The 22,700-nt window shown below is 61.5% G+C and carries 19 protein-coding genes; 15 read left to right on the top strand and 4 right to left on the bottom strand.

From position 1 onward, the window contains the following. Nucleotides 1-100 precede the first annotated feature (100 nt). The 4 genes from ACZ889_RS18460 to ACZ889_RS18445 are packed head-to-tail and all read left to right on the top strand — an operon-like array spanning nucleotide 101 to nucleotide 4,198. Complete coding sequence (locus ACZ889_RS18460) at nucleotides 101-658, top strand: polysaccharide biosynthesis/export family protein (protein ID WP_004374240.1); 558 nt, start codon at nucleotides 101-103, stop codon at nucleotides 656-658. Nucleotides 659-682: 24 nt separating this feature from the next. Next, nucleotides 683-1,798, top strand: coding sequence for a hypothetical protein (locus tag ACZ889_RS18455; protein WP_064492806.1), 1,116 nt, complete (start codon nucleotides 683-685; stop codon nucleotides 1,796-1,798). Between the two features lie 19 nt (nucleotides 1,799-1,817). After that, nucleotides 1,818-3,380, top strand: a complete 1,563-nt coding sequence (locus ACZ889_RS18450; protein ID WP_476257663.1) for a GumC family protein — start codon at nucleotides 1,818-1,820, stop codon at nucleotides 3,378-3,380. An 11-nt stretch (nucleotides 3,381-3,391) separates the two neighbouring features. Further along, entirely contained in the window at nucleotides 3,392-4,198 is an 807-nt protein-coding gene (locus tag ACZ889_RS18445) for a CpsD/CapB family tyrosine-protein kinase (protein ID WP_004576287.1), read from the top strand. A 62-nt stretch (nucleotides 4,199-4,260) separates the two neighbouring features. Here ACZ889_RS18445 and galE read toward each other — a convergent pair whose 3' ends face one another. The 3 genes from galE to ACZ889_RS18430 form a co-directional block, all read right to left on the bottom strand. Next, nucleotides 4,261-5,226 carry a UDP-glucose 4-epimerase GalE gene (galE, locus tag ACZ889_RS18440; RefSeq protein ID WP_180690021.1) on the bottom strand — a complete coding sequence of 322 codons (966 nt, stop codon included), beginning with the start codon at nucleotides 5,224-5,226 and terminating at the stop codon, nucleotides 4,261-4,263. A 105-nt stretch (nucleotides 5,227-5,331) separates the two neighbouring features. Then, the gene (locus ACZ889_RS18435) at nucleotides 5,332-7,932 is read right to left on the bottom strand and encodes a glycoside hydrolase 5 family protein (protein ID WP_180690022.1); all 2,601 of its coding nucleotides are present in this window, start codon (nucleotides 7,930-7,932) and stop codon (nucleotides 5,332-5,334) included. 5 nt (nucleotides 7,933-7,937) lie between these two features. Continuing rightward, on the bottom strand, nucleotides 7,938-9,464 hold the full coding sequence (locus ACZ889_RS18430) for an O-antigen ligase family protein (RefSeq protein ID WP_180690023.1): 1,527 nt from the start codon (nucleotides 9,462-9,464) through the stop codon (nucleotides 7,938-7,940). Nucleotides 9,465-9,559: 95 nt separating this feature from the next. On the opposite strand from ACZ889_RS18430, the gene ACZ889_RS18425 reads away from it, so the two are divergent. The 11 genes from ACZ889_RS18425 to ACZ889_RS18375 all read left to right on the top strand — a co-directional run bounded on the left by ACZ889_RS18425 (nucleotide 9,560) and on the right by ACZ889_RS18375 (nucleotide 21,626). Beyond that, nucleotides 9,560-10,936, top strand: a complete 1,377-nt coding sequence (locus ACZ889_RS18425) for an oligosaccharide flippase family protein (RefSeq protein ID WP_476257662.1) — start codon at nucleotides 9,560-9,562, stop codon at nucleotides 10,934-10,936. A 236-nt stretch (nucleotides 10,937-11,172) separates the two neighbouring features. Further along, a complete protein-coding gene (locus tag ACZ889_RS18420; RefSeq protein WP_476257661.1) occupies nucleotides 11,173-12,639 on the top strand; it encodes a GMC oxidoreductase in 1,467 nt (488 codons plus the stop codon). A gap of 103 nt (nucleotides 12,640-12,742) precedes the next feature. Continuing rightward, nucleotides 12,743-13,351, top strand: a complete 609-nt coding sequence (locus tag ACZ889_RS18415; protein WP_029615442.1) for an acyltransferase — start codon at nucleotides 12,743-12,745, stop codon at nucleotides 13,349-13,351. 1 nt (nucleotide 13,352) lies between these two features. Further along, a complete protein-coding gene (locus ACZ889_RS18410) occupies nucleotides 13,353-14,309 on the top strand; it encodes a glycosyltransferase family 2 protein (protein WP_180690026.1) in 957 nt (318 codons plus the stop codon). A gap of 8 nt (nucleotides 14,310-14,317) precedes the next feature. Beyond that, nucleotides 14,318-14,842 carry a serine O-acetyltransferase gene (locus ACZ889_RS18405; RefSeq protein WP_476257660.1) on the top strand — a complete coding sequence of 175 codons (525 nt, stop codon included), beginning with the start codon at nucleotides 14,318-14,320 and terminating at the stop codon, nucleotides 14,840-14,842. Between the two features lie 5 nt (nucleotides 14,843-14,847). Beyond that, complete coding sequence (locus ACZ889_RS18400) at nucleotides 14,848-15,825, top strand: glycosyltransferase family 2 protein (protein WP_180690028.1); 978 nt, start codon at nucleotides 14,848-14,850, stop codon at nucleotides 15,823-15,825. Between the two features lie 9 nt (nucleotides 15,826-15,834). After that, nucleotides 15,835-16,839, top strand: coding sequence for a VirK/YbjX family protein (locus ACZ889_RS18395; protein WP_476257659.1), 1,005 nt, complete (start codon nucleotides 15,835-15,837; stop codon nucleotides 16,837-16,839). A gap of 49 nt (nucleotides 16,840-16,888) precedes the next feature. Continuing rightward, nucleotides 16,889-18,091 (top strand): glycosyltransferase, encoded by a 1,203-nt coding sequence (locus ACZ889_RS18390; protein ID WP_047602868.1) that lies wholly within the window; start codon nucleotides 16,889-16,891, stop codon nucleotides 18,089-18,091. Beyond that, nucleotides 18,088-19,275, top strand: coding sequence for a glycosyltransferase family 2 protein (locus ACZ889_RS18385; RefSeq protein WP_180690030.1), 1,188 nt, complete (start codon nucleotides 18,088-18,090; stop codon nucleotides 19,273-19,275). The genes ACZ889_RS18390 and ACZ889_RS18385 overlap by 4 nt, the downstream gene beginning before the upstream one ends. Beyond that, nucleotides 19,275-20,027 carry a WecB/TagA/CpsF family glycosyltransferase gene (locus ACZ889_RS18380; RefSeq protein WP_180690031.1) on the top strand — a complete coding sequence of 251 codons (753 nt, stop codon included), beginning with the start codon at nucleotides 19,275-19,277 and terminating at the stop codon, nucleotides 20,025-20,027. Before ACZ889_RS18385 ends, ACZ889_RS18380 begins: the two co-directional genes overlap by 1 nt. Before the next feature lie 177 nt (nucleotides 20,028-20,204). Beyond that, nucleotides 20,205-21,626, top strand: a complete 1,422-nt coding sequence (locus ACZ889_RS18375) for an undecaprenyl-phosphate glucose phosphotransferase (RefSeq protein WP_004374281.1) — start codon at nucleotides 20,205-20,207, stop codon at nucleotides 21,624-21,626. A gap of 33 nt (nucleotides 21,627-21,659) precedes the next feature. On the opposite strand, the gene ACZ889_RS18370 is transcribed toward ACZ889_RS18375, so the two are convergent. Next, complete coding sequence (locus ACZ889_RS18370; RefSeq protein ID WP_012052371.1) at nucleotides 21,660-22,601, bottom strand: LysR substrate-binding domain-containing protein; 942 nt, start codon at nucleotides 22,599-22,601, stop codon at nucleotides 21,660-21,662. Nucleotides 22,602-22,700: the final 99 nt, after the last annotated feature.

Below are 22,700 nucleotides of genomic sequence, written 5' to 3'. Positions count from 1 at the left end.
GAGGCCATCGCGGCAGCAGTGCGCCGTGAAGCGGAGCGAGAGTTGGTGTGTTGTTCTCATTCAGTGCTCTTTGTCGGGCCATTTGGCCGGAGGGACCCTCATGGTGCGTTCAATGTTTGCCGCTTTCTGCATGCTGACGGTGTGGTCTGGTGCCGGTAACGCCGACCAGAGCAGTGCTGCTTACCTGCTCAGCCCCGGCGATGTGGTGATGGTATCGGTGTGGCAGGAAGACAGCCTGCGTCAAGAAGCCACCGTACTTCCCGATGGCAGTATCACCTTCCCCTTGGCCGGGCGCATCAATGTTGCCGGGCTGGACGTGACGGCAGTCGAAAAGCAGGTCGCTGCCAAACTCGAAAAATTCCTCCCCGACCCTAACGTCAGCGTTGTCGTCAAGAGCATTGCCGGCAATATGGTCTATGTGCAGGGCAAAGTGATCAAGCCTGGGCCTGTGCAAATGGCAGGCCCCACGGCGGTATTGCAGGCGCTGAGCATGTCGGGCGGCCTGGACAAGTTTGCAGATGAAAGCGAAATCAAGGTGGTCCGCGGCACCGGTGCTTCCCAAAAGATCCTGCCCGTGCGATATAAGGACCTGGTGTCTGGGCGGGACATGTCCACCAACATCCAACTTCAGGCTGGCGATACGCTGGTCGTTCCTTGATCTTGCCTTTAATAAGAACATTTAATGCCTCTTCTTAGAACAACTCGCATTGCAACGGCAATCTTGGTCTTGCCGTTCACGGACGCGGTACTGGCGGCAAATTGGCAGTCTACGGTGGTGGTACCGACATCCGTCGAATACGACAGCAACCCATTGCTGCTGACCTCGGGGGAAAAGGGCATAACGCGCACGATCATCGCGCCGGATTACACCCTGATCGGTACTTTTGACCGTGACGAATTGAGGTTGGGGCTTGGCATGCATGTGCTGCGCTCGTCCGATACGGATATCGTCGATGACCGTGAAGACCCTGATATCAGCCTGGGTTGGCAGCGCACCACCGAGCGGGGGCGGTTCGGCCTGGTGGGGCGCTACAACGAAAGCTCGACGCTGTCGGGCACAGTACTGGATACCGGCGTGATTACCACCGACGGTACGCAGAAGCTTTACACCTTGACTGGCAACTGGAGCCAGGCGGTGACCGAGCGCAGTACCTTGAGCAACGAAACCACCTACAGCCGTGCCCGTTACGACATCAGCACGCTGACGGGCTACGACGAACTGGCGAACGTCTTTACCTGGACTTACGCCTGGAGTGAGCGGGCTGACCTGTATACCCGTTTTGGTGCCCGGCGCTATGAGCCCGAAGAGGACCTTACCGCGACTGCTTCCAACAGCTACAGCCCGGCAGTCGGCATCAAATACCAGCTTGCCGAAGGCTTGAGCGCCGATGCCCATGTTGGCGTCAACCAAGTGTCAGGCGACGACGGCGGCCGGCGCGGGGAGGGTGGGGTTGCGTTGCTGTACACCGGCACGCGTGCCGATGCCAGCCTCACCGCCGAGCGCAGCACGGTGGCGAGCGCCGAAGGCGGCTTCGCCGAACTGGACCAGGTGCGTGGTGTGTGGAGCTATGCGCTGACCGAGTTGTCCCGTGTGGGCGCCGACGCCGCGTGGCAGGACAGCAAAGGGCAGTCGCCCAACACGTTGCAGACTTACAGCGTATGGGCCAGCCGCCAGTTTTCGCCTTACTGGGACCTGCGCCTGTCGCTGATGTACAAGGAACGGCAGCAGGACCATGTACCGGATGCGACCGCTACGATCGTTGGTTTGACGTTGACGTACAGGTACCCCGACATCTGAACTGCAGGCAGGTGGCCCTATGAAGTCTGACTACGAGCTCTCCCTCAGAGATTACATCGCCATTATCAAGGACAGGGCCCTGGTGTTAGGGGTGAGTGCCGCAGTCATTCTCGCCGCGACCGTGGCCGTCGCGTTGATGGTGCCGCCGATCTACCAGTCGACCGGCACCATTCTGGTGGAGTCGCAGCAGATTTCGCCTGAACTGGTGTCGACCAACAACACCAGCTTTGCCGATGAGCGCATCGAGGTGATCCGCCAACGGGTGATGACCCGCGACAACCTGCTGCGCATCATCGGCAAGTACGACCTCTTCGCCGACAAGCGCTTCAGCGAAAGCGACAAGATCGACCAGATGCGCAACGCGATCGTGGTTGAAACCCTGACCACCTACGTGCGCGGCCGTGGTGAAGCGACCGTGGCGTTCAATGTGTCGTTCGAGCACAAGCAGGCGCAAGTGGCCAAGGAAGTTGCCGATGAACTGGTGACGCTGTTCCTCAACGAAAACCTCAAGCAGCGCACCGAGCGGGCCAACGAAACCACCGAATTCCTCACCCAGGAAGCCAACAAGCTGGGTGCCGAGCTGGCCAGCCTGGAAAACCAGCTGGCCGATTTCAAGCAGGCCCACGCCAATGCCTTGCCCGAGCACCAGACCCTGCGCATGAACATGCTGTCGCGGGCGGAGCTGGAATTCCGTGAGGTCGACCGTGACTACAAGGCTGCCCAGGAAGAGCTGCGCTACCTGGAACTGGAGTTGTCTGCGGCCAATGCCGGCCTTGCCACCAAGGTTGCCGAGGGCACCCGGCCAACCCGTGCCGACCTGCCCGAAGACCTGCCAAGCCTGAAAGCCGAATACGCGCAGCTGCTGACCCGCTACAAGGACGCCCACCCGGATGTCGTGGCGGTCAAGCGCAAGATCCAGGCGCTCGAAGCCAGTGGTGGTCGCACTGCGGCAGCGTCCACGGTCAGCCTCGACGCGGCCCGTGTCCGCGCCAAGATGAGTGCCGCGCAGGTGCGTATTGCCTCGCTGGCAGAGCAAAAGCGTGAGCTGACCCGGAAAATGGAAGGCTATGAAGCCGAGATCCTCGAGGCACCGCAAGTCGAGCGTGGCCTGGTGACCTTGATGCGTGACCACGACAACGCGCGCAAGAAATACGAAGAGATTCGTGCCAAGGAAATGGGCGCAAAGATTACCGAAAGCCTCGAGCAGGAAAACAAGGCTGAACGCTTTGTGCTGCTGGAGCCTCCTCTGTTGCCTGAGAAGCCGATCAAGCCTAACCGCAAGAAAATCGCTGCGCTGGGCCTGGTGCTGGCACCGGCCGGTGGCGGTGCGCTGGTGATGCTGCTGGAAATGCTCAATCAACGCGTGCGTGGCGTTGGCGCCCTGGAAAGCCTGCTGGGCAAACGGGTGCTGGTGGCACTGCCTTATATCGATACCCGGGCCGACGTGGCCCGACGCAAGCGCTGGCGCAATCGCCTGATCCTGGCGGCACTGGCGCTGGCAGCTATCATGATAGGGCTGGTGCACGTGTTCTACATGCCACTGGATGTGCTGTTGTACAAAGTCATGTCTCGGTTTGTATAGGGAAAGCAGTGATGGACAGGATCAAGCCGGCTGTTGGCAACAATATTCATCAGGTTACCCCGGGTACTCCCCAGGCACTGTCTCCCGCCCCCGGTACGGCGCTGGCCGAAGTGCCGGGTCAGTTCGATTACGTGAACACCAAGGTGGTACCGCTGCGTGCAGACCACCTGGAGCGTAACCGCATCGTGGCGTACAACAAGAACTCCAACATGAACGGGCCGATCGACCTGTTGCGTACGCAGGTGCTCAGGGCCATGGACGAGAACGGCTGGCGTACCTTGGCCATCACCTCGCCAACGCCGGAAGCGGGCAAGACCATGCTGGCGATCAACCTGGCCATGAGTATTGCCCACCACACCACCAAGACTGCGTTACTGGTGGACTTCGACCTGCGCCGGCCCAAGGTCGGCAGTTACCTGGGCCTGCCCATGGAGCAGGCACTGAACGAGTTTCTGACGGACAAGGCCGAGTTGCAGGACTGCCTGGTCAACCCCACCTTGCCGCGCTTCGTGGTGCTGCCAACGCGGGTACCCGTGCCCCTGTCGACCGAGATGCTGTCCTCGCCCAAGGTGAACAACCTGATTGGCGATTTGCGCAACCGCTACGAATCGCGCATCTGCATTTTCGATTTGCCACCGCTGCTCAGCTCGGACGATGCGATCACCGTGTTACCCAAGTTCGACTGCGTGTTGCTGGTGGTGGCCAACGGAATGAACAACAAGAAGGAAATCGAGGATTGCCTGCATCACCTGGGCACGGTGAACCTGATCGGGACAGTGTTGAACAAGGCTGACGAACAGCCACGCACCTATTACTGAGCCTTCTGGCAATACGCTTTCAGGCGCAGCCTTGTGCTGCGCCTGAAAGCTATGAGATCAACTCAGCGCCTCCAGGGATACTGCAACTCCCACTGCCACGCATGCCGAACAATCTGCTCCAGCGAGGCGAATGCCGGACGCCAGCCCAGCACCTGCATGGCCTTGCTCGCATCCGCCACCAGCCGTGGCGGGTCGCCGGCACGACGCGGTGCGTCAAGGGCGGTGATCTGTCGCCCGGTCACGGCCCGGGCCGTATCGATCACCTGTTGCACCGAAAAGCCCAGGCCATTGCCCAGGTTGAACGCGGCACGCTCGCCACCGTCCAGTAGATAATCCACAGCCAGTGCATGGGCCGCCGCCAGGTCTGCCACATGCACGTAGTCGCGTATGCAGGTGCCATCCGGCGTGTCGTAGTCGCGACCAAACACTGTCACCTCCTCGCGCCGGCCAGATGCAGCCTGCAGGATCAACGGGATCAGATGGGTTTCCGGCTCGTGACGCTCGCCTAGCTGGCCTTCCGGGTCAGCGCCCGCTGCATTGAAATAGCGCAGGCTTACCGACTTCAAACCATAGGCCCGGTCGAAGTCCTCAAGAATCTGCTCGACCATCCATTTGCTCAACCCGTACGGGTTGATCGGCCCCTTGGTGTGCGCTTCATCGATCGGCACGTACTGCGGGTTGCCGTAAACGGCGGCACTCGAAGAAAACACCAAGTGCCTGATGCCGGCATTGACCATGGCCTGCAGCAGGGAAAGGGTGGCTGCGACGTTGTTCTGGTAGTACTTGCCAGGCGCGCTGACCGACTCGCCCACTTGAATGAACGAGGCGAAGTGGAACACCGCATCGAAGCGGCACACGCCAAACAGCACATCCAGTGCGGCTTCGTCGGCGATGTCGAGCTTGGCCCACTGGATACCGGGGCCAGGTGAGACCAGGTCCGCCACCAGCACTTCATGGCCGGCGGCGAGCAGGTGCTTGACCATGTGCGAGCCAATGTAGCCCGCACCACCCACAACCAGATATTTCATCCCTACCTCCTGGAATCTGCTGTTTACAGACGCAGTGAACACTCCCTGACACGTGCAGGTGGGATGATCAGCTACAGGTGACCTGAGCGTAGATGGCCATATGCTCTATTTCAAGAATAGCCAATTGGACATGTAGGTACCGTCGAAGGTAATGCTGTATTGCCCATCCTTGTAAGCCACCGGCAGCGGCTTCAGCTGCGCCCGTGCATCGCGGGCGAACAGTTTCAGGCCGGCGGGTGCCTTGATGTCCAGGCTGCCTTCAAGGGGCTCGACATTGAACGGCGTCTTGTCATCGGCCTTGGGCATGGCACGGGTGCCAAGAGACAGCAGAAGCTCGCGCGACTGGCCCAGTGGCTTGCCGTCCAGGCTCTGGACCACGACGCTGGCGTAAGGCGTTTTCGTTTGTATCTGAATGGCACCCAGGTTGATCGGGCGGCCGCCCAGCCAACCGCTGGCGGCCTGGGTCAGTGGCGTGTCGATGGTGTAGATGCCTTGTTGCCAGTTGCGCCTGAGTTCGCCTGTGTCGGTCACCGACTCGGTGGCATCGGCGGCCAGCAGCGATTGCCCCGGGTCGTGCAGCACCTGCGCGTCTGCCGGGATGGGCGCGGGTTTCAGCCAAGGCAATTCCGGCGTGTGTGGCAGGGCGATCTGCAACTGGCCCTTTTCCATGGCTGTGCGCAGCAGCGGTGAGTTACGCGGGGTGATTTCCTGGTTGTACAGGGTGGCAGGTGTCGGTGCGAACACGTAGCGAGTGGTGGCGGGTTTCACGTCCGCACGGCGATAGAGCAGGGCAGCGGCGGGCAGGGTGGCGATCATCGCCGGGTCGTTGTACGCGTGCCAGTTGTCCGCCGTGCGCCAACCCGGGTTGAACGCCTGTTGGCTGTAGGCGTATTGCAGCATGGCGTCCCAGCCTTGGTGGCTGGCGGTGCCGGCGATGTAAATTGGCAGCGAGTGACGGTCAGGCAGCGGGAAGGGCTCGGCGTTCCACTCGGTGACGGTCAGCGGTTTGCCGACGACCTGGGCGGCAGCAATCCAGTCGATCATGCCGTCGCTGGTCAGCGGGTTCTTCTCCAGTTGGCCTGTGTCGCCGTAGCTGTGGGCGTCGATGACATCGCCAACGCTCAATGCCGGCAGTGCGCTAAGCCCATTACCGCCCCAGGTGCTGGTGGTAGCAATGGGGACTTTCACGCCCACGCTGCGCAAGTGGGCGATCATGTCGGCATTGAAGCGTTGTTCCAGCTCGTTGAGCAACAGCTTCGACGGACCATGCTCCCAGGCACGCCAGGTCAGGTCGGCGGGCAGGTCAAACTGTTTGGCAAAGGCCTTGGCCGCCGTCATGTAGCGCGCGCTGTGGCGGGGTACATCCTTGTTCGGCATCAGGGCGTTGCCGTAATGCTGGGTCAGGTCATTCTCGTTGGTGATCAGCACGGCGGCGATGGCCGGGTCGTCCTTGTAGGCCAGGCCCGTGTACTCGTTCACATGGGTCAGGTACTGCTCGGCGAAGCGTTTCATCGCTTGCCGGATACTGTCGTTCACGTAGGCGTAACCTTTCAGGTCGACGCGACCGTCCTGCTCGGGCAGCTCCTTGAAGTCTTCGATGTGGTCGTTGGCGGTAAACGCACGCTGCACATGCATGTCCAGCCAGATGTAGATGCCTTCGTCCTTGAGCGACTTGATCCACAGGTCGAGCTTGCGCAGCGATTCGGCGCTGAGCTGCTGGGTATCGCGCACCAAGGTGCCGTCGCCAAATACGTTGGGGCTGACCCAGGGCGAGTCGTGGTGATGCAGGCGCACCAGGTTGAAACCCAGTGCCGAAAGGCGTTTGGCTTGTTGGCGGATTTCGTCGTCGGGGCTTTTGAACAGCGAGTAGGCCGACAGGTTGGTGCCCCAGAAGCGTACCGGGGTGTTGTCGGCGAACATCAACTGGTCGCCGACCGCCTTGACGAAGCCACGCTTGCCGGCGGGTTTTTCCGCTGCGTTGAGGAACGACAGGTCCACCGGCGAGGTGCGCCAGTCCAGCTGGTCATCAGGCCACTTGGCGGGGTCTGCCAGGCCGAAGCGCTCGCTGGGTGTCGGGCCGAGTTCGATGTCGCCGGTCACGTTGAGCACGGCCTTGAGCTGCTGGCGGCCGGCGCTGATCGGGTCCTTGTAGAGGAATGCGCGCAGCTCGGTCGGGTTGCCGCGCTCGAAATAGACCTTGGCCAGTGGCGGGTCGAAGCGCATTTCGATGCGTCGCCCCTGGTCGGTCTTGCCCCACGTCCAGCCGCGGTTGTCGGGCAACAATTGCGGGGCGCCCATGTCGCCGGCGATTTGCGCCGGGTCGAACTGGAACACCAGGCCGCCACCCATGACACCGCTCTGGCGGCTGTGGGCGTCGAGGTCGAAGGCCCAGCTCAGGGTTTGCGCTTGTTCCTTACGGATGTCAGCCTGCAGGTCGAAGTCCAGTTCCTTGTTCTTGCCCCGCAGCGTGTAGTGGTAAGGGCCATTGACCTTGAAGTCGGTATAGAAACCGGTCCAGCTCCAGTTGGCAGCCCAGAAATCGAATTTGGCCTTCATGACCGGGCCACCGCCGTGTGTCACGGTAGGCAAGCCATTTTGCTCATCGACACTGACCTGCCAGTCTGAAGCCCAGCTGGCCAGCGGCAGCAGGGCCAGGCCGGCAATGGCCGAAAGGCGCACGTAATGACGCAGGGACAGCCTATTCATGAACATTACCTGGGTTGTAGGTCGGGTTCTGCCAGTTCCACGGCCGGGCTGTTGTGCAGCCGGCGAACCATCTGGATGTAGGCCACGCCCAGGCCTGCGATAGACCAGTACACCACCGGGATGAAGGTGATGCTGCTGACCGTGAAGATGATGACCAGAATGCCGATCAGCGTTGCCAGCAACACCCGGCCGAGCTGTCGTCGCTCGTCGTCCTTGTCGGCAAAGCTGAGCATGGCCCTGCGGATACCCCGCAGCACGACGGCAAAGAACGCCACGAACAGGCCTAGCCCGACCAGGCCCACCCGCAACGCCAGGTTGATGTAGGTGTTGACGATGTCGATGATGCCGTCGCCCTGGATCATCGCTTGCATTTCGGGTGTGTTGCGGAAGTCGAAGGAGCCGAACAACGGGTTGCGCTGGATGACGATCCAGGAGTTGTCCATCAGCCGCTCGCGGTAGGTGATGTTCTCTTTCTCGAGGTTACCGATGAACGGCAGCAGGTCCAGCACCTTTTCGCCCCCAGGCACGACGGTCAGCAAGGGCAAGGCCAGCATGCCAGCCGCACCTAGCAGCGCCAGGCGCTTGACGGCGCCTTTGCCCAGGGCGATGAACACCACCACGATGACCACCGCGCCGATCCACGGGCCACGCGACAATGGCGCGAACAGCCCGGCGGCCAGCAGCAGGGCGCCCATGGCCCTGTGCAGCGGGCGTTGCACATAGCCCTGCACGAACAGGAACAGGCCGATGGCCACGCTCATCACGTAACCCAGTGCAATCGCCTGGCCGGTGGTGACGCTTGCCCGCAGTGCACCGCCCCGGCTCAGGTAGCCGGACATGCTCCATGGCACGCCCATGGCGTCGACCAGGGCGCTGTACAACAGCCAGTGGCGCACATACTCGGCCACAGCGATCAGCGCCATGACGAAAGAGGCGAGCACGAAGGCCAGCAGGGTGTCCTTGAAGTCGCTGATCTGGCGCAGGCCACGGCTGGCCACGTAATACGGCAGGAGAACGTCGACATACAGGTACAGCGCCTGGCGCAGCGTGTCGGTAAGGGTGGTTTCGCGCAAATAGAGCACGCTCATCAGCAGCAGGCCGGCCGCCAGCAGTTTATCGGCCCAGGTGCGGCCAAAGCGCAAGGTGTCACCTTGGCGGCGCAGGTACAGCGCGGCCGGCAGCAGCACGCACAGGGTCAGCAGGCGAATATGGTTAAGGTCGACCAGGTAATTGACCACGCCAAACCCGGGCACCTGCACCGACGCTGGCGGGATCAGGAACAGCAGCATGTAGAACAGCGCCATGGGGTTGTGCTCGCGGCGCCCGGCCAGCAACAGGACGACCGCGCCCACCCCCAGGTACAGCCAGAAGCTGTGGGAGAAAAAAGCCAGCAGGGTCAGCAGGAACCACAGATTGCGCCGGCGCTTGTAGTCGCTGAGCGGAATCAGGTCGGTGGCAGGCCGCCGGGCCATCAGGAAGACCACGCTCGCCAGAAACAGGATGACGATCAACGCACGAAAATGTTCAGGCATCGGCTATGTACACCTTTCCCTTGGTGGGCAACGGCTAGCATCATGGCTAATTGAAACTATAGTGACTTTTAGCCAATCAGTCAGAGATTGAAGTCATGCCGTCGATTGATGTGTCAGCCGCCGCGAGCCTGCGCAAGCGGGCCCTGAGGGCCGGGTCATGGAACCTGGTCTCGCAGGTGGCTTCACAGGTGATGCGCCTGGGCGGCAATCTGATCATGGCCCGCTTGCTGCTGCCGGAAATGTTCGGGGTGATGGTTATTGCCACCACTGTTTCGATACTGCTGCATTTGCTTTCCGATGTCGGCCTGCGCCAGAACATCATCCAGAGCCACCGTGGTGACGACCCGGACTTTCTCAACACCGCCTGGACCGTGCAGATCATCCGCGGTTTCCTGCTGTTTGCCCTTACCCTGCTGCTGGCCCTGGGGGCTTGGTTGGCGCAACTGGCTGAGCTGTGGCCGGCCGACTCGACCTATGCCGCGCCGGTACTGCCGATGGTACTGGCGGTGACCGGCCTGTCGGCGGCCATCTGGGGTTTCCAGTCCACCAAGATAGATGTGGCGGTACGCACTTTCCAACAAAAGCGCGTGGTACTGGTCGACCTTGCCTCGCAGGTGGCCGGCCTGGTGGTGATGCTGGTGCTGGGCTTGCTGACCCATTCGATCTGGGCGCTGGTGTTATCAGGCCTGGTTTCGGCGGTCGTCTGGACCGTGCTGGGGCATACCGCCCTGGAGGGGCCCAACAACCACCTGCGCTGGGACCGTTCGGCGCTGACCGAGCTGATCGTGTTTGGCCGCTGGATTCTGTTGTCGTCGATGGTCGGCGTGCTGGCGATGTACGGCGACCGCATATGGTTTGGCGCCAGCATGTCGGCGGCGCAACTGGGTGTGTATTCGATCGCCGTGCTGATCCTGGGTGCGGTGCAGACCGCGCTCATGAAAATTGTCGGCGCGGTGGCGCTGCCTGCTTTCAGCGAAGCGGCCCGGTCCGACGACAAGCCGCGCCTGAAAGCGCTGTATTTCCGCTTTCGGCTGCTGGTCGACCTGCTGGTGCTGTTCATTTGTGGCGGTTTCCTGACCGCCAGCCCACTGCTGATCGGCTGGATGTATGACGATCGCTACCGCGAAGCCGGGCCGATGCTGGCGATTCTCTCGCTATCGTTCATCGTATTGCGCTATACCTTGGCTCATCAGGTGTGGATTGCCTTGGGCCTGACCAAGTACCAGGCCATGGACAACATCATCCGCCTGGTCTCGTTATGGGGGCTGTTGCCGCTGTTACTGGCGATTGGCGGGGTGGAGTGGGCTATCTGGGGGGTTGCCCTGCATGCTGTACCAACGCTGGTGCTGGTTGTGTATGTGAACTGCAAACTGGATATCTTCAGCCTCAAACGTGAGCTGGTGGTACTGCCGATGTTGCTGGTCGGGGCGCTGTGCGGGGCACTGTTGACGGCCTTTTTCAACTGGCTGTAGCGCAGTTTGCCGGGTGTAACTTTCATGGCTACAGGTCACGGGAACATGGGGAAGCTCACTTTTTGTACTGCGCAGTTGGGTCGTAGAGGCTTTCTCCAGAGCTGTGTCTTGCTCGGCGCGGGGGGCGCGGTGTTCGGCGCCTCGGCGGCCGTTGCGGACAAGACGGTCGAAAAGCCCGGGTTCGTGGTAATCAACGGTTGGGTATTGCCGTCCCGTTACTTCCGGAACGCGTCAGCATGATCAAGGACTTTGAGCAGCAGAAGGCGCTGCGCGATCACTATGATTTCTGCATCATCGGGGCCGGCCCAGCGGGTATAACCCTGGGCTTGCGCCTGGCAGCCGCCGGCTGGAGCGTAATGATCGCCGAAGGCGGGGGGCGCGAATATGCGCCGCACTCGCAAGACTTGTACGCGTGCTCATCCACCGGCCTGGAACTGTATGCCGGGGAAACCCGCCTGCGCTACCTGGGTGGCACCTCCAATCACTGGGCTGGCCGGTGCCGTCCATTCACCCCTTCGGATTTTGCCGTCGCCCCGCCAGGCGTCTTGCCGGGCTGGCCAATTCCCTACTCGGAGATCGAAGGCTTTCTGCCGGCAGCGATGGAGATCGTCGATCTGGCGCCTGGCTCGGATTTTCGCGCGATGAATGCCGGCCTCAACGGCGGTGACTTCGAGGCGGACCGTTTTCTGCTCAGCACGCCGACACGTTTTGCGCAGAAGTACGCTTCAGCACTGGAGCAGACCCCAGGCCTGGATGTGTTCATCAACTGTAATTGCGTTGACCTGGAGTTCGACAAGGCTTCCGGCCACCTGGCTGCGGTGGTTTTGTCTGACTATGAGTGCAATCGTCAACGCCTGGTGGCTGGAAATTTCATTCTGGCCACAGGTGCCATCGAGAATGCCCGGCAGTTGCTGAACAGCGAGACCCTGGTGGCCGCAGGCGTGGTGAGCAAGGAAGGGCTGGTCGGCGGGTGTTTCATGGAACACCTGAATATCGAAATGGGCACTTTCATCCTCAAGTCCGGGCAGGACCCAGAGCCGCGCCAGTACTACACCACCGATGCTTTCGTCGACGAGTACAAGGCCGGTAAAGGCAATGTCACCGCCTCCTTGCTGGCCGATGTGCAAACCTATGGCCGCACTGCCGAGGTGAAGTATTTTCTCGAGAGCCTGGCCTGCGACATGGGGTTTGCCAGCAAGGTCGCCTTCGTCGCCAAGTTCAGCTGCCCTGGTGACGGCGTGATCGGCACCATGATCGAGCAGTTCCCCAACCTGCACAGCCGCATTTCGCTGCTGGACAAGAAGGATGCGCTGGGCGTGGCCAAGGTCAATGTCAATTGGGTGCTTAGCGCCGAAGACCGGCACACCATCAAGTGCATTGGCAGCGAACTGGCCAAGCAGTTCGCCGACATGGACCTGGGGTTCGTCAAGCTCAACGATTTCGTTTACGACACCTCGATACCGCTGAGAATGGCACCCCATGCCCATCACATGGGCACCACGCGCATGGCCGCCTCGCCGCAGTTCGGTGTGGTCGATGCCAATTGCAAGGTGTTCGGTACCGAAAACCTGTATGTCGCCGGCAGCAGCATTTTTGCCAAGGGCGGCGCCTCCAACCCGACCATGCCGCTGTTGCAATTTGCCTTGCGGCTGGCCGACCACCTCGATAACAAAATGAAAGCGGCCAGCGGCGCCGCGGCGTGATGAAGGTTGTACACGGGTGAGTGCGATGCGGTCAGCACCTAGAAGAACGAGACCGGAACGCCTCAGGAGACTCCAGATTGTTCAGATCGCGAGGCCAGGCAGTATGAAAGGATGGATACGCAAGGCAGTGGCGCGCTACGCCCATGCAACCGGGCGAGGTGGCAAATTCTACAGGAGGTTCTGCAACCCATCTGGTCTTGAATGGGGGGCCTATCTGGCCCGGTGGGGCAACTTTCATTCGGTCGGCAGCAATTTCTACGTCAATACAGGCTGCAAGTTTCTCGACCCGTCGCTGGTACGTATCGGTAACAGCGTGGGCTTGTCCGACTGCACGTTGATCGGTCATGACGGGGTGGTATTGCTGATCGAGCATCGCTTTGGCAAGCACCTGGATTCGGTCGGTTTCATCGACATCAAGGACAACTGCTTCATCGGCCATGGTGCGATCGTGATGCCTCGCGTGACCATCGGGCCCGAATCCATCGTGGCGGCAGGGGCGGTGGTGACCAAGGACGTGCCGCCAGGCACCGTCTATGGTGGCAACCCTGCCGAGTTCATTTGTACCACCGAGCAGTTGATCAAACGGGTCGAGGCACGTTGCGAAGCCTACCCATGGATCGATCTGGTGAAGCAGCGCAACGGTGCCTACGACCCGGAAGTGGAACCGTTACTGATGGCGCAAAGACGTCAGTATTTCTTCGGGGACAGCTGAAATGGCTAGCAAACCTGTGGATGTCATGGTGGTCAACTTCAATACCGCTGGACTGTTGCAGCCGATGTTCGATGCGCTGCGCCGGGCCGGCAGCGAGCGGCTGGCCAGTTACCTGGTGGTGGACAATGCCTCGCGCGATGACTCGGTGCAGCGCATGGCCCAGGTGTGCCCCGAGGCACTGCTGCTGAGCAACAAGCAGAACGTGGGTTTCGGCCGGGCCAACAACCAGTTGTTGGCGCACCTCAAGGGCAAGTACGCTTTGCTGCTCAATACCGATGCCTTCGTTGCCGCCGACTCGCTGCAAAAAACGCTCGACTACATGGACGCCCACCCGGAGTGCGGCGTACTGGGGGTGCGCCTGGAAGGGCGCGATGGCGACCTGCAGCCCAGTTGTCGCTACTTCCCCACGCCGCTCAATGTGTTCGTTGGGCGTACCGGGTTGGGGCGGTTCTTCCCAGGGCTGAAGATGGTCGACGAAATGAACTGGGACCACGCCTCGGTGCGCGAGTGTGACTGGTTGCCCGGCTGCTTCTACCTGGTGCGCCGCGAAGTACTCGACAAGGTGGGTTTGTTCGACCCGCGCTACTTCCTTTATTACGAGGAGGTGGACCACTGCAAGCGGGTGAAGGAAGCGGGCTGGAAAGTGGTGTTCTACCCGCATACCACGGTGGTGCACATCGGTGGCGAAAGCTCCAAGTCGGTGGCGGAGTTGGAGGCCGCCAGCCGGCAGATCTCGTCCTATCAGATCGAAAGCGAGTTGCTGTACTTTCGCAAGCATCACGGGGTGGCGGGGCTTGCCCTGCACATGCTGCTGGTGACGCTGGGCGACTTGGTGCTGGCACTCAAGGCGCTGTTGAAACGACGCGGCTGGGGCGCCATACAGGCCTGCTGGCGTCATTGCCGGGCAACCTGGTCTTTGCTGTTCAAGACCCGGTACGCCAGCCAACCGACAAGGTAGGTGGAGCCATGTTCGATAATATTCGCGCCGACCTGCGGGCCCATGGCGGGGACTGGGGCGCCCAGGGCTTCTGGGCATTGCTGGTGTATCGCTTTGGCCGCTGGCGTTATACGCTGCGCCCGGCACTGCTGCGCAAACTGTGCTCGCTCATCTACAAGGTGCTGTTCAAATTCGTCCAGATCATCACCGGTATCGAACTTCCGTGCGAGGTGGTGATCGGGCGCAACTTCGTCATCGATCATTTTGGCGGCATCGTTGTCAGCGGCTATGCCCGCTTTGGTGATGACTGCCGAATCCGTAACGGCGTGGTGGTGGGCCTGAAGAATGTCGACGAGCCGATTGCCCCGGTGTTCGGCAATAACGTCGACATCGGCACCGGGGCCAAGGTGCTGGGCAGTATTCGCATCGGCAACAACGTGATCATCGGCGCCAATGCCGTCGTGCTGGTAGATGTGCCTGACAATTCACTGGCAGTGGGGGTGCCGGCCATCATCAAGGCCCGGCAACCGGCTGCCACGGCGTCGGTCGAGTGAAGCCTATGGCAACGGTGATCGGCGTGGTGGTGATCGGCCGCAATGAAGGCCAGCGTCTCGAGCGCTGCCTGGTTTCGCTGGCGCAGGGGGCGGACAAGGTCATGTACGTCGACTCGGGTTCCACCGATGGTTCGCTGCAGCTGGCCGCCAACCTTGGCGTGGCAGTGCTGGCGCTGGACATGAGTATCCCGTTCACCGCCGCACGCGCCCGCAATGAAGGTTTTGCCGCCTTGCAGCGCCTGTTGCCATCGATGCAACTGGTACAGTTCGTCGATGGCGACTGCGAGGTGAATGCCACCTGGCTGGCCACGGCGCAGGCTTTTCTTGAGCAGCACCCCGCCGTGGCAGTGGTGTGTGGTCGCCGGCGGGAGCGCTTCCCGCAGCGTTCGGTGTACAACTTGCTGTGCGACCTGGAGTGGGATACCCCGGTCGGTGAGGCCAAGGCCTGTGGCGGCGATGCGCTGATGCGGGCAGACGCCTTTGCTGCCGTGGGTGGCTTCCGTCCTGACCTGATCGCCGGAGAGGAGCCGGAACTGTGCGTGCGTTTGCGGGCCAGCGGCTGGAAAGTCTGGCGACTGGCTGCCGAGATGACCCTGCACGATGCCGGCATGACGCGTTTCAGCCAATGGTGGCGGCGTAGCCTGCGCGCTGGGCATGCCTATGCCGAGGGCGCCTACCTGCATGGCCAGCCACCCGAGCGGCATTGGCTGCGTGAGTCACGTCGGGCCTGGTTGTGGGGCCTGGGCATACCTTTGGTGATCGCGCTGGCCTGCCTGCTGCTGGGCGGCTGGGGCCTGCTCTTGCTGTTGATCTACCCACTGCAGGCGGTGCGCCTGGCGCGCCGCGGCGGCAAGTGGACGCGCGAGAACTGGCTGCAGGCTGTGTTTCTGGTGTTGGGCAAATTCCCGGAAATGCTCGGCCAGCTGAGGTTCCTGCGCCACCGCCTTGCGGCTGGCAAATCGGCTTTGATCGAGTACAAGTGAGAGAAACCCATGATGCTCGGCACCCTCGTGAAAAGCGTGTTTACCTTGCAACCGGGTTACTCGTTGCGGGCGATGCACAACAAGTACAAGTTGGCACGGCAGATCGCCAGGCAGTGGCCTGAGCTGAACGGGTTCATGCAGCGCATGACGGCGGCGCTGGGCCCGCATGGTTTGCAGCGCCTGGGTGTGGATTGTATCGGTGTCGTGCAATGGCCTTACATCAGCCGATGCTGGGAGGCGCCACAGCGTCTGGATGTGGTGGCTTCGCACTTTGAACAGGTGGCTGGGCAGTTCCCGGCGTTGCTGTTGCTGGGGCGCGACGAAAACCTGAAGTTGTGTGACCTGTCCAGCCACTCGCCGGGCTGTTGCCTGGTACTGGACCGGCCAATCTGGTTCAAGCGCGAAGGCGAGTTGGTGTTGAACCTGTTCCAGGCCGACCTGCGTGTGGCATCCCTGGCCTTCACCCTGGGCCGCAGCCAGGGTGAAACCTGCCTGTTCATCGGTGCGGTGCAGGGCATCCACAAAGGTATCGACAGCGAAACCTCGCTGGCCATCTACCGTGACCTGACCAAGGACTTCGAAGGGCTGCGGCCACGCAGCCTGTTGCTCGAAGCGTTGAAATGCCTGGGCAGAACCTTGGGTGTGACGCAGCTGTATGCCGTCAGCGACGCCTGCCGGCACCATCGCCATCCCTATTTTGGCAGCGACAAGGGCCAGGACCTGGCGGCCAACTACGACGTGATCTGGCAGGAACATGGCGCCACAGCGTCTGACCGTGAGGACTTTTTTTCCCTGCCTTTAGCGCCGGCGCAACGGGCGGAAGCTGACATCCCGACCAAGAAACGGGCGATGTACCGCCGCCGCCAGGCATTGCTTGACGATGTTTTCACCCGCTTGCAGGCAGCATTGCCAAGCAGCAACCACAACCTTGGACTACAAGGAAAACAGGGGGATGCATTTGCTGTGAGTGCATCGGCAGTAGACAGGCCGCCCGTAGTCGACAGCCTGAAGTGAAGGTTGCCAGGGAAGGTTGGTCATCAAGCGGGTTTGGATCTGGATTCGTATGCATATTGCTTACTTCATCAATCAGTACCCGAAAGTCAGCCACAGTTTCATCCGTCGCGAAATTCTGGCGCTGGAGCGCCAGGGGGTTGAGGTGCAACGTATAGCCCTGCGTGGGTGGGACGCCGAGGTGCAGGATGCCGAGGACGCAACCGAACGGGGCAAGACCCGCTACGTATTGCAAGGTGGGCTCAAGGGGTTGTTGGCACCGACGTGGCAAGTACTGCGTACGCAGCCGCGGCGGTTTTTCCAGGCGCTGGGGCTGGCCATGCGCCTTGGCCTGCGGGCCGACCGTGCCTGGCCCTACCACCTGGTCTACCTGGCCGAGGCCTGCCTGGTGCTGCAATGGTTGCAGGCTGGGGAGGCAACACATGTGCACGCGCATTTCGGCACCAACTCTACTGAAGTGGTCATGCTGGCCAACGTCCTGGGCGGGCCGGCATACAGCTTTACCGTGCACGGGCCGGAAGAATTCGACAAACCACAGTTCTTGCACATGGGTGAGAAGGTGCAGCGCGCCGCCTTTGTCGCGGCGGTGAGCTCGTACGGACGAAGCCAGCTGTACCGTTGGGTGGCGCACGAGCACTGGGGCAAGGTGAAGGTGGTGCATTGCGGACTGGAGCGTGGTTTCCATGAGGTGGCGCCAGTCGATGTGCCATCGGCGCCACGGCTGGTGTGTGTTGGGCGCCTGTGCGAACAGAAGGGCCAGCTGCTGTTGCTCGAAGCGGCGCGCTGTCTCGCTGCCCGGTCGATCACCTTCGAGCTGGTGCTGGCGGGTGACGGTGAAATGCGCGAGCAGATCGAGGCCTTGATTGCCCGGCACGGCTTGCAGCAGCAAGTGCGTATCACTGGCTGGATCAGCAGTGCGCAGGTACGTGAGGAAATCCTGGCCGCCCGTGCGCTGGTGCTACCCAGTTTCGCCGAGGGCTTGCCCGTGGTCATCATGGAGGCCATGGCCTTGCGTCGGCCCGTGCTCACCACCTATGTAGCGGGTATCCCCGAGCTGGTGCGGCCTGGCGAGAACGGCTGGCTGTTCCCTGCCGGCGCCGTGGACGAGCTGGCAACAGCCATGGCCGACTGCCTGGCGCAACCGGCCGAGGTACTGCAGCGCATGGGCGAGTTGGCCTACCAGCGTGTGGTGCAACGGCATGACATCGACACCGAGGCGGCCAGGCTGGCCGGCTATTTCAAGGCATACGCATGATAAGTGTATTGGGTTGGTTACTGGGCCTGTTGGCGATCATCGTCCTGGTACCGGTGTTGGTGCTGGTGCTGCAAGTGTTGCTGGCTTGCCTGCCGGCGCGGTCGAGGCCCAAGGGCGTTGGCGAGCGCCCGCGAGTGGCGGTGTTGGTGCCCGCCCACGATGAGGCATTGATCATTCGCGCGATGCTGGCGAGCGTTACGCCGCAACTGCTGGACGGCGACCGCTTGCTGGTCGTGGCGGACAACTGTTCGGATGACACGGCCCAGTTGGCACGTGAGGCCGGCGCCGAAGTGGTAGAGCGCCACGATACGCGGTTGCGCGGCAAAGGTTACGCATTGGATTTCGGCGTGCGCCATCTGGCTCAGCGGCCGCCCGAGGTGGTCATCGTGGTGGATGCCGACTGCCAGGTGGGCGAGGGGGCGATCGATTGCCTGGCGCGCCGCTGTCACGCACTTGCCCGCCCGGTACAGTCGCTGTACCTGATGCGTGCACCGGCAGGTGCCGGGTTGAGAGTGCAGGTTGCCGAGTTTGCATGGCGGGTCAAGAACCTGGTGCGGCCACGCGGCTGGGCGCGCCTGGGCCTGCCATGCCAGCTGATGGGCGCGGGCATGGCGTTCGGCTGGCACGATCTGAGCCTGATCAACCTGGCCAATGGTCATCTGGTCGAGGATGTGAAGCTGGGCCTGGACCTTTGCCAGCAGGGTAAACCTCCTGCTTTCTGCCCCGAGGCACTGGTCACTAGCCAGTTCCCGCTCAGCCAGCAAGGCCTCAACAGCCAACGCACCCGCTGGGAGCATGGCCATCTGGGCTTGATGCTTGCCGACGCACCCAAACGGGCGATGGCTGCAATCACCCAGCGCAACGCTAGCCTGGCGGCCTTGACCCTGGACCTGCTGGTACCGCCCCTGGCGTTGCTGGTACTGACCTTGCTCGGGCTTAACCTGGTGACCTGGCTGGCGTACCTGCTGTTCGGCCTGGCGGCACCCGCGTGGCTCGCCTTTGCCGGTTTGGCCTTGCTGGCCTTTGCCGTGGTGTTGGCCTGGGCGCGCTTCTGCCGTGAAGTGATACCGTTTTCGGTGTTGTTGTACGCGCCGTTTTACGCGGCCAGGAAAATTCCCTTGTACCTGAGTTTCCTGATCAAGCGCCAGGTTGAATGGGTGCGTTCAAAACGGGATGACGACTGATGGATCAGTGGCAGAATCGCTGGAAGCGTGTGATCGACCAGCTGGCAGTGATCGCTGATGACGCCGCCGTGCAGCACCTGCTCGACCGCCTGGCTACGCCGGATACGGGCACCGTGCTGGGCTTCGTCAACGCCCATGCGATGAACCTGGTGGTGCGCGATGGTGGCTACAGCCAGGCACTGTCGGCCGCAGATGTGCTGCTGCGCGATGGCGCCGGCATGGCGATCCTGTATCGCCGCCTGGGCCTGGAACCTGGGCTGAACATGAACGGCACTGACTTCATTCCCAGGCTCATGGCTGCTTACCGAGGGCGCAAGGTCGCCTTCTGGGGCACCCGGCAACCCTACCTGGACCAGGCCGTGCGGCGCTGTGAAGCCGAGTTTGGCATCGTGCCGGTGTCGGTTCACGATGGCTTCGCCAGCCTTGAAACCTATTTGCAGTTGGCCCGCGAGCAGCAACCCGAGCTGATCGTGCTGGGCATGGGCATGCCCAAGCAAGAGGCGGTGGCAGCGGAGTTGGCAGTCACTGGCGGGCCATGCCTGATCGTGTGCGGTGGGGCGATCCTGGACTTCCTCGGCGGCAAGGTCAGCCGTGCCCCCGAATGGCTGCGGCGTTTGGGGGGCGAGTGGCTGTACCGCCTGCTGCGCGAACCCAAGCGCCTGTTCATGCGTTACGTGGTGGGCAATCCGCTATTCCTGTTGCGCACCCTGCTGTACCGGCGGGCGGCGGTTTCGGCCAGGCGGGCCCTATGAATCGGTCAAAGTTCGCACAAGCGGTGATTCCGGGTACGCCAGCAGCGGGTGGCTGCTACAGTGATATCAATCGCTTGAGGGCGCCACGCGCCTGCTGCACGGGTTTTGCGTAACCTGTTTTCAAGACTCGCTGTTTGATGGAAGGCACTTGCTACGCTCATTTTGATGAGGTCTGAAATGGTTTTCGAACCCAGAAGCAGTCGTTCCTTACTCCAGAGAAGAAGCAGTGTCAGTAACGCCATTCAGGCCGGCCTCGATGGTATTGCCGTCACCGGTATTGCCTGGTACCTGATCTACGACCAGTTCGGCTATATCACATCCGATTACGTGATCATGCTGCTGTTGCTGATTGGCGCACTGGCAGTCATTTATGATCATTACGCCATCTACCGCACCAACGTCGGGCTTTCGATCAAGGCGTTCCGCCTGTTCAAGGCCTGGTCGGCAACGTTTTGCTTCCTGGTCGTCATGGCGTTCCTGACCAAACAGAGCGAAACCTATTCACGGCTATTGGTGGTGCAACTGTTCGTCATTGGTTATGTCGCCCAGCTATTCTTGCATTTTGCCGTGCGCGAACTGCAAAAGCGCTTTAGTGCGCATGCGCGCCTGGACAATGCCCTGATCATCGGCAACGGTGACCTGGCCAACTTCCTGTATCAGAAAATCAGCAACAACCCGTGGTTTGGCGAACGAGTGCTGGGCTGCGTGCTGCTCGACAAAGGCGATGGGCAGGGGTTGGAGAGTGCCGAGGGCAAGCAGCGCCTGCCAGTGCTGGGGCATATTGGCGACCTCGACGAGCTGGTGGCCCAACACGGTATTCGTACGGTGTACCTGGTGACGCCACTGGGTGGCTCCGAGGTCATCAACGACGTTTACTTCAAGTTGCTCGACAAGTGCATTGCGGTGAACTGGGTGCCGGATATCTTCTCGTTGCGCCTGATCAACCACAGCGTGCGGGAAATTGCCGGCATTCCGGTGCTGACCTTGTCGGAGACACCCTTGACGGGCATGAGCCTGTTCTTGAAAAACCTTGAGGACCGGGTGCTGGCCGCGTTGATTTTGCTGTTTGCATCACCCGTATTGCTGGCTGTTGCGCTGGCCATCAAGATCGACAGCCGCGGGCCGGTGTTCTTCCGCCAGGAACGTACCGGCTGGACAGGAGAATCGTTCCGTATCTGGAAGTTTCGCAGCATGCATGTTCACCAACCGGAAGCAGGTGTGGTCAAGCAGGCGCAGAAGAATGACCCACGGTTGACCCGGGTCGGCGCCTTTATCCGGCGTACAAGCCTTGATGAACTGCCACAATTGTTCAATGTGCTGACCGGGGAAATGTCCCTGGTAGGGCCGCGGCCGCATGCCTTGCAACATGACACCTTGTATTCGCAGGATATCGTTGACTACTTTGCCCGCCACAATATCAAGCCCGGCATGACAGGTTTGGCGCAGGTGCGCGGGTTCAGGGGGGAGACCAAGGATATCGAGCAAATGATCCAGCGAGTCGACTCGGACATCGAGTACATCAACAACTGGTCGTTGTGGCTGGACTTCGTGATCCTGGTGCGCACGCTCAATGCCTTCACCGGTAAGCAGGCCTATTGAGCGAAGCGCTCCTGCTCAAGCGCGCCTAGGTGGCTATTCCTTGTTCAACGGATGCAACGCCCTGAACCCCCGCGCTTCTTCCACCAGCCAGTCATGCACCGCCCGCGCACCTGGCTGGTTCAAGCCGCCTGGCGGGTAATGCACCACATAACGCTTGTGGTTGGCGATCGGTACACCAAAGGGCACGATCAGTGCGCCGCGCTCCAGTTCGTCATTGAGCAGCGTGCGTCGTGCAATCGCCACGCCGATACCGGCAATCGCCGCCTCGATGGTCAGGTGGTTGCGGTTGAAAGTGTGCCCGCGCCGCACATCCAGGCCGGCGGCGCCGATGCCTTCCAGGTAGAACTCCCACTCGGCATATTCCGAACTGCCACGCCAGGCGGTGATGTCATGCAGCAGCGGGTAGTGCGCCAGGTCAGCGGGGCCGTGCAGCGGCGGGCGCCCGCGCAGCAGGGCAGGTGAGCACACCGGGAAGATCTGCTCGTCCAGCAGCGGCGTCGAAAGCATGCCTGGGTAGCTACCATCGTTCAGGTCGATGGCCAGGTCGAAGTCACCCGGGGTCAGCGCCTGGGCGCTGTCTTCGGCGACCAGGCGCAGTTCGATGTCCGGGTAGCGCTGTTGAAAACGCGGTAAGCGCGGCGTGAGCCATTTGGCCAGGAACGAGGGGATCGAACGCACACGCAATGTGCCGCGGATTTCCCCCGCGTCCAGCCGCAGCAGCTCGGCTTCGATACTGCCGTAGGCCTCGGCCACCGTCTGGGCCAGGCGTTGCCCCTCGGCGCTCAGCTCCACGCCGCGCGCCCGGCGCAGGAACAGCCGGTAGCCCAGGCGCTCTTCCAGTTGGCGCATCTGCTGGCTGACCGCGCCGGGGGTGATGTGCAGCTCTTCGGCACAACGGGTGAAGGACAAGTGCCGGGCTGCGCAGGCAAATACATGCAGCCAGACGAACATCTGACCATTGAGTTGTCGTCGCATCGTTTAGTACCACTAAAGGCTTGCTTAGGAAGTTTCGTTGGTCATCCGTGAGCCAGCGCGGCAGTATCGCGCAAAATCGCAATAACGCTCAATTTCTTC

It is taken from the genome of Pseudomonas sp. TE3895 (genome assembly GCF_056278855.1).
This window is presented reverse-complemented; position numbering and strand designations above follow the sequence as displayed.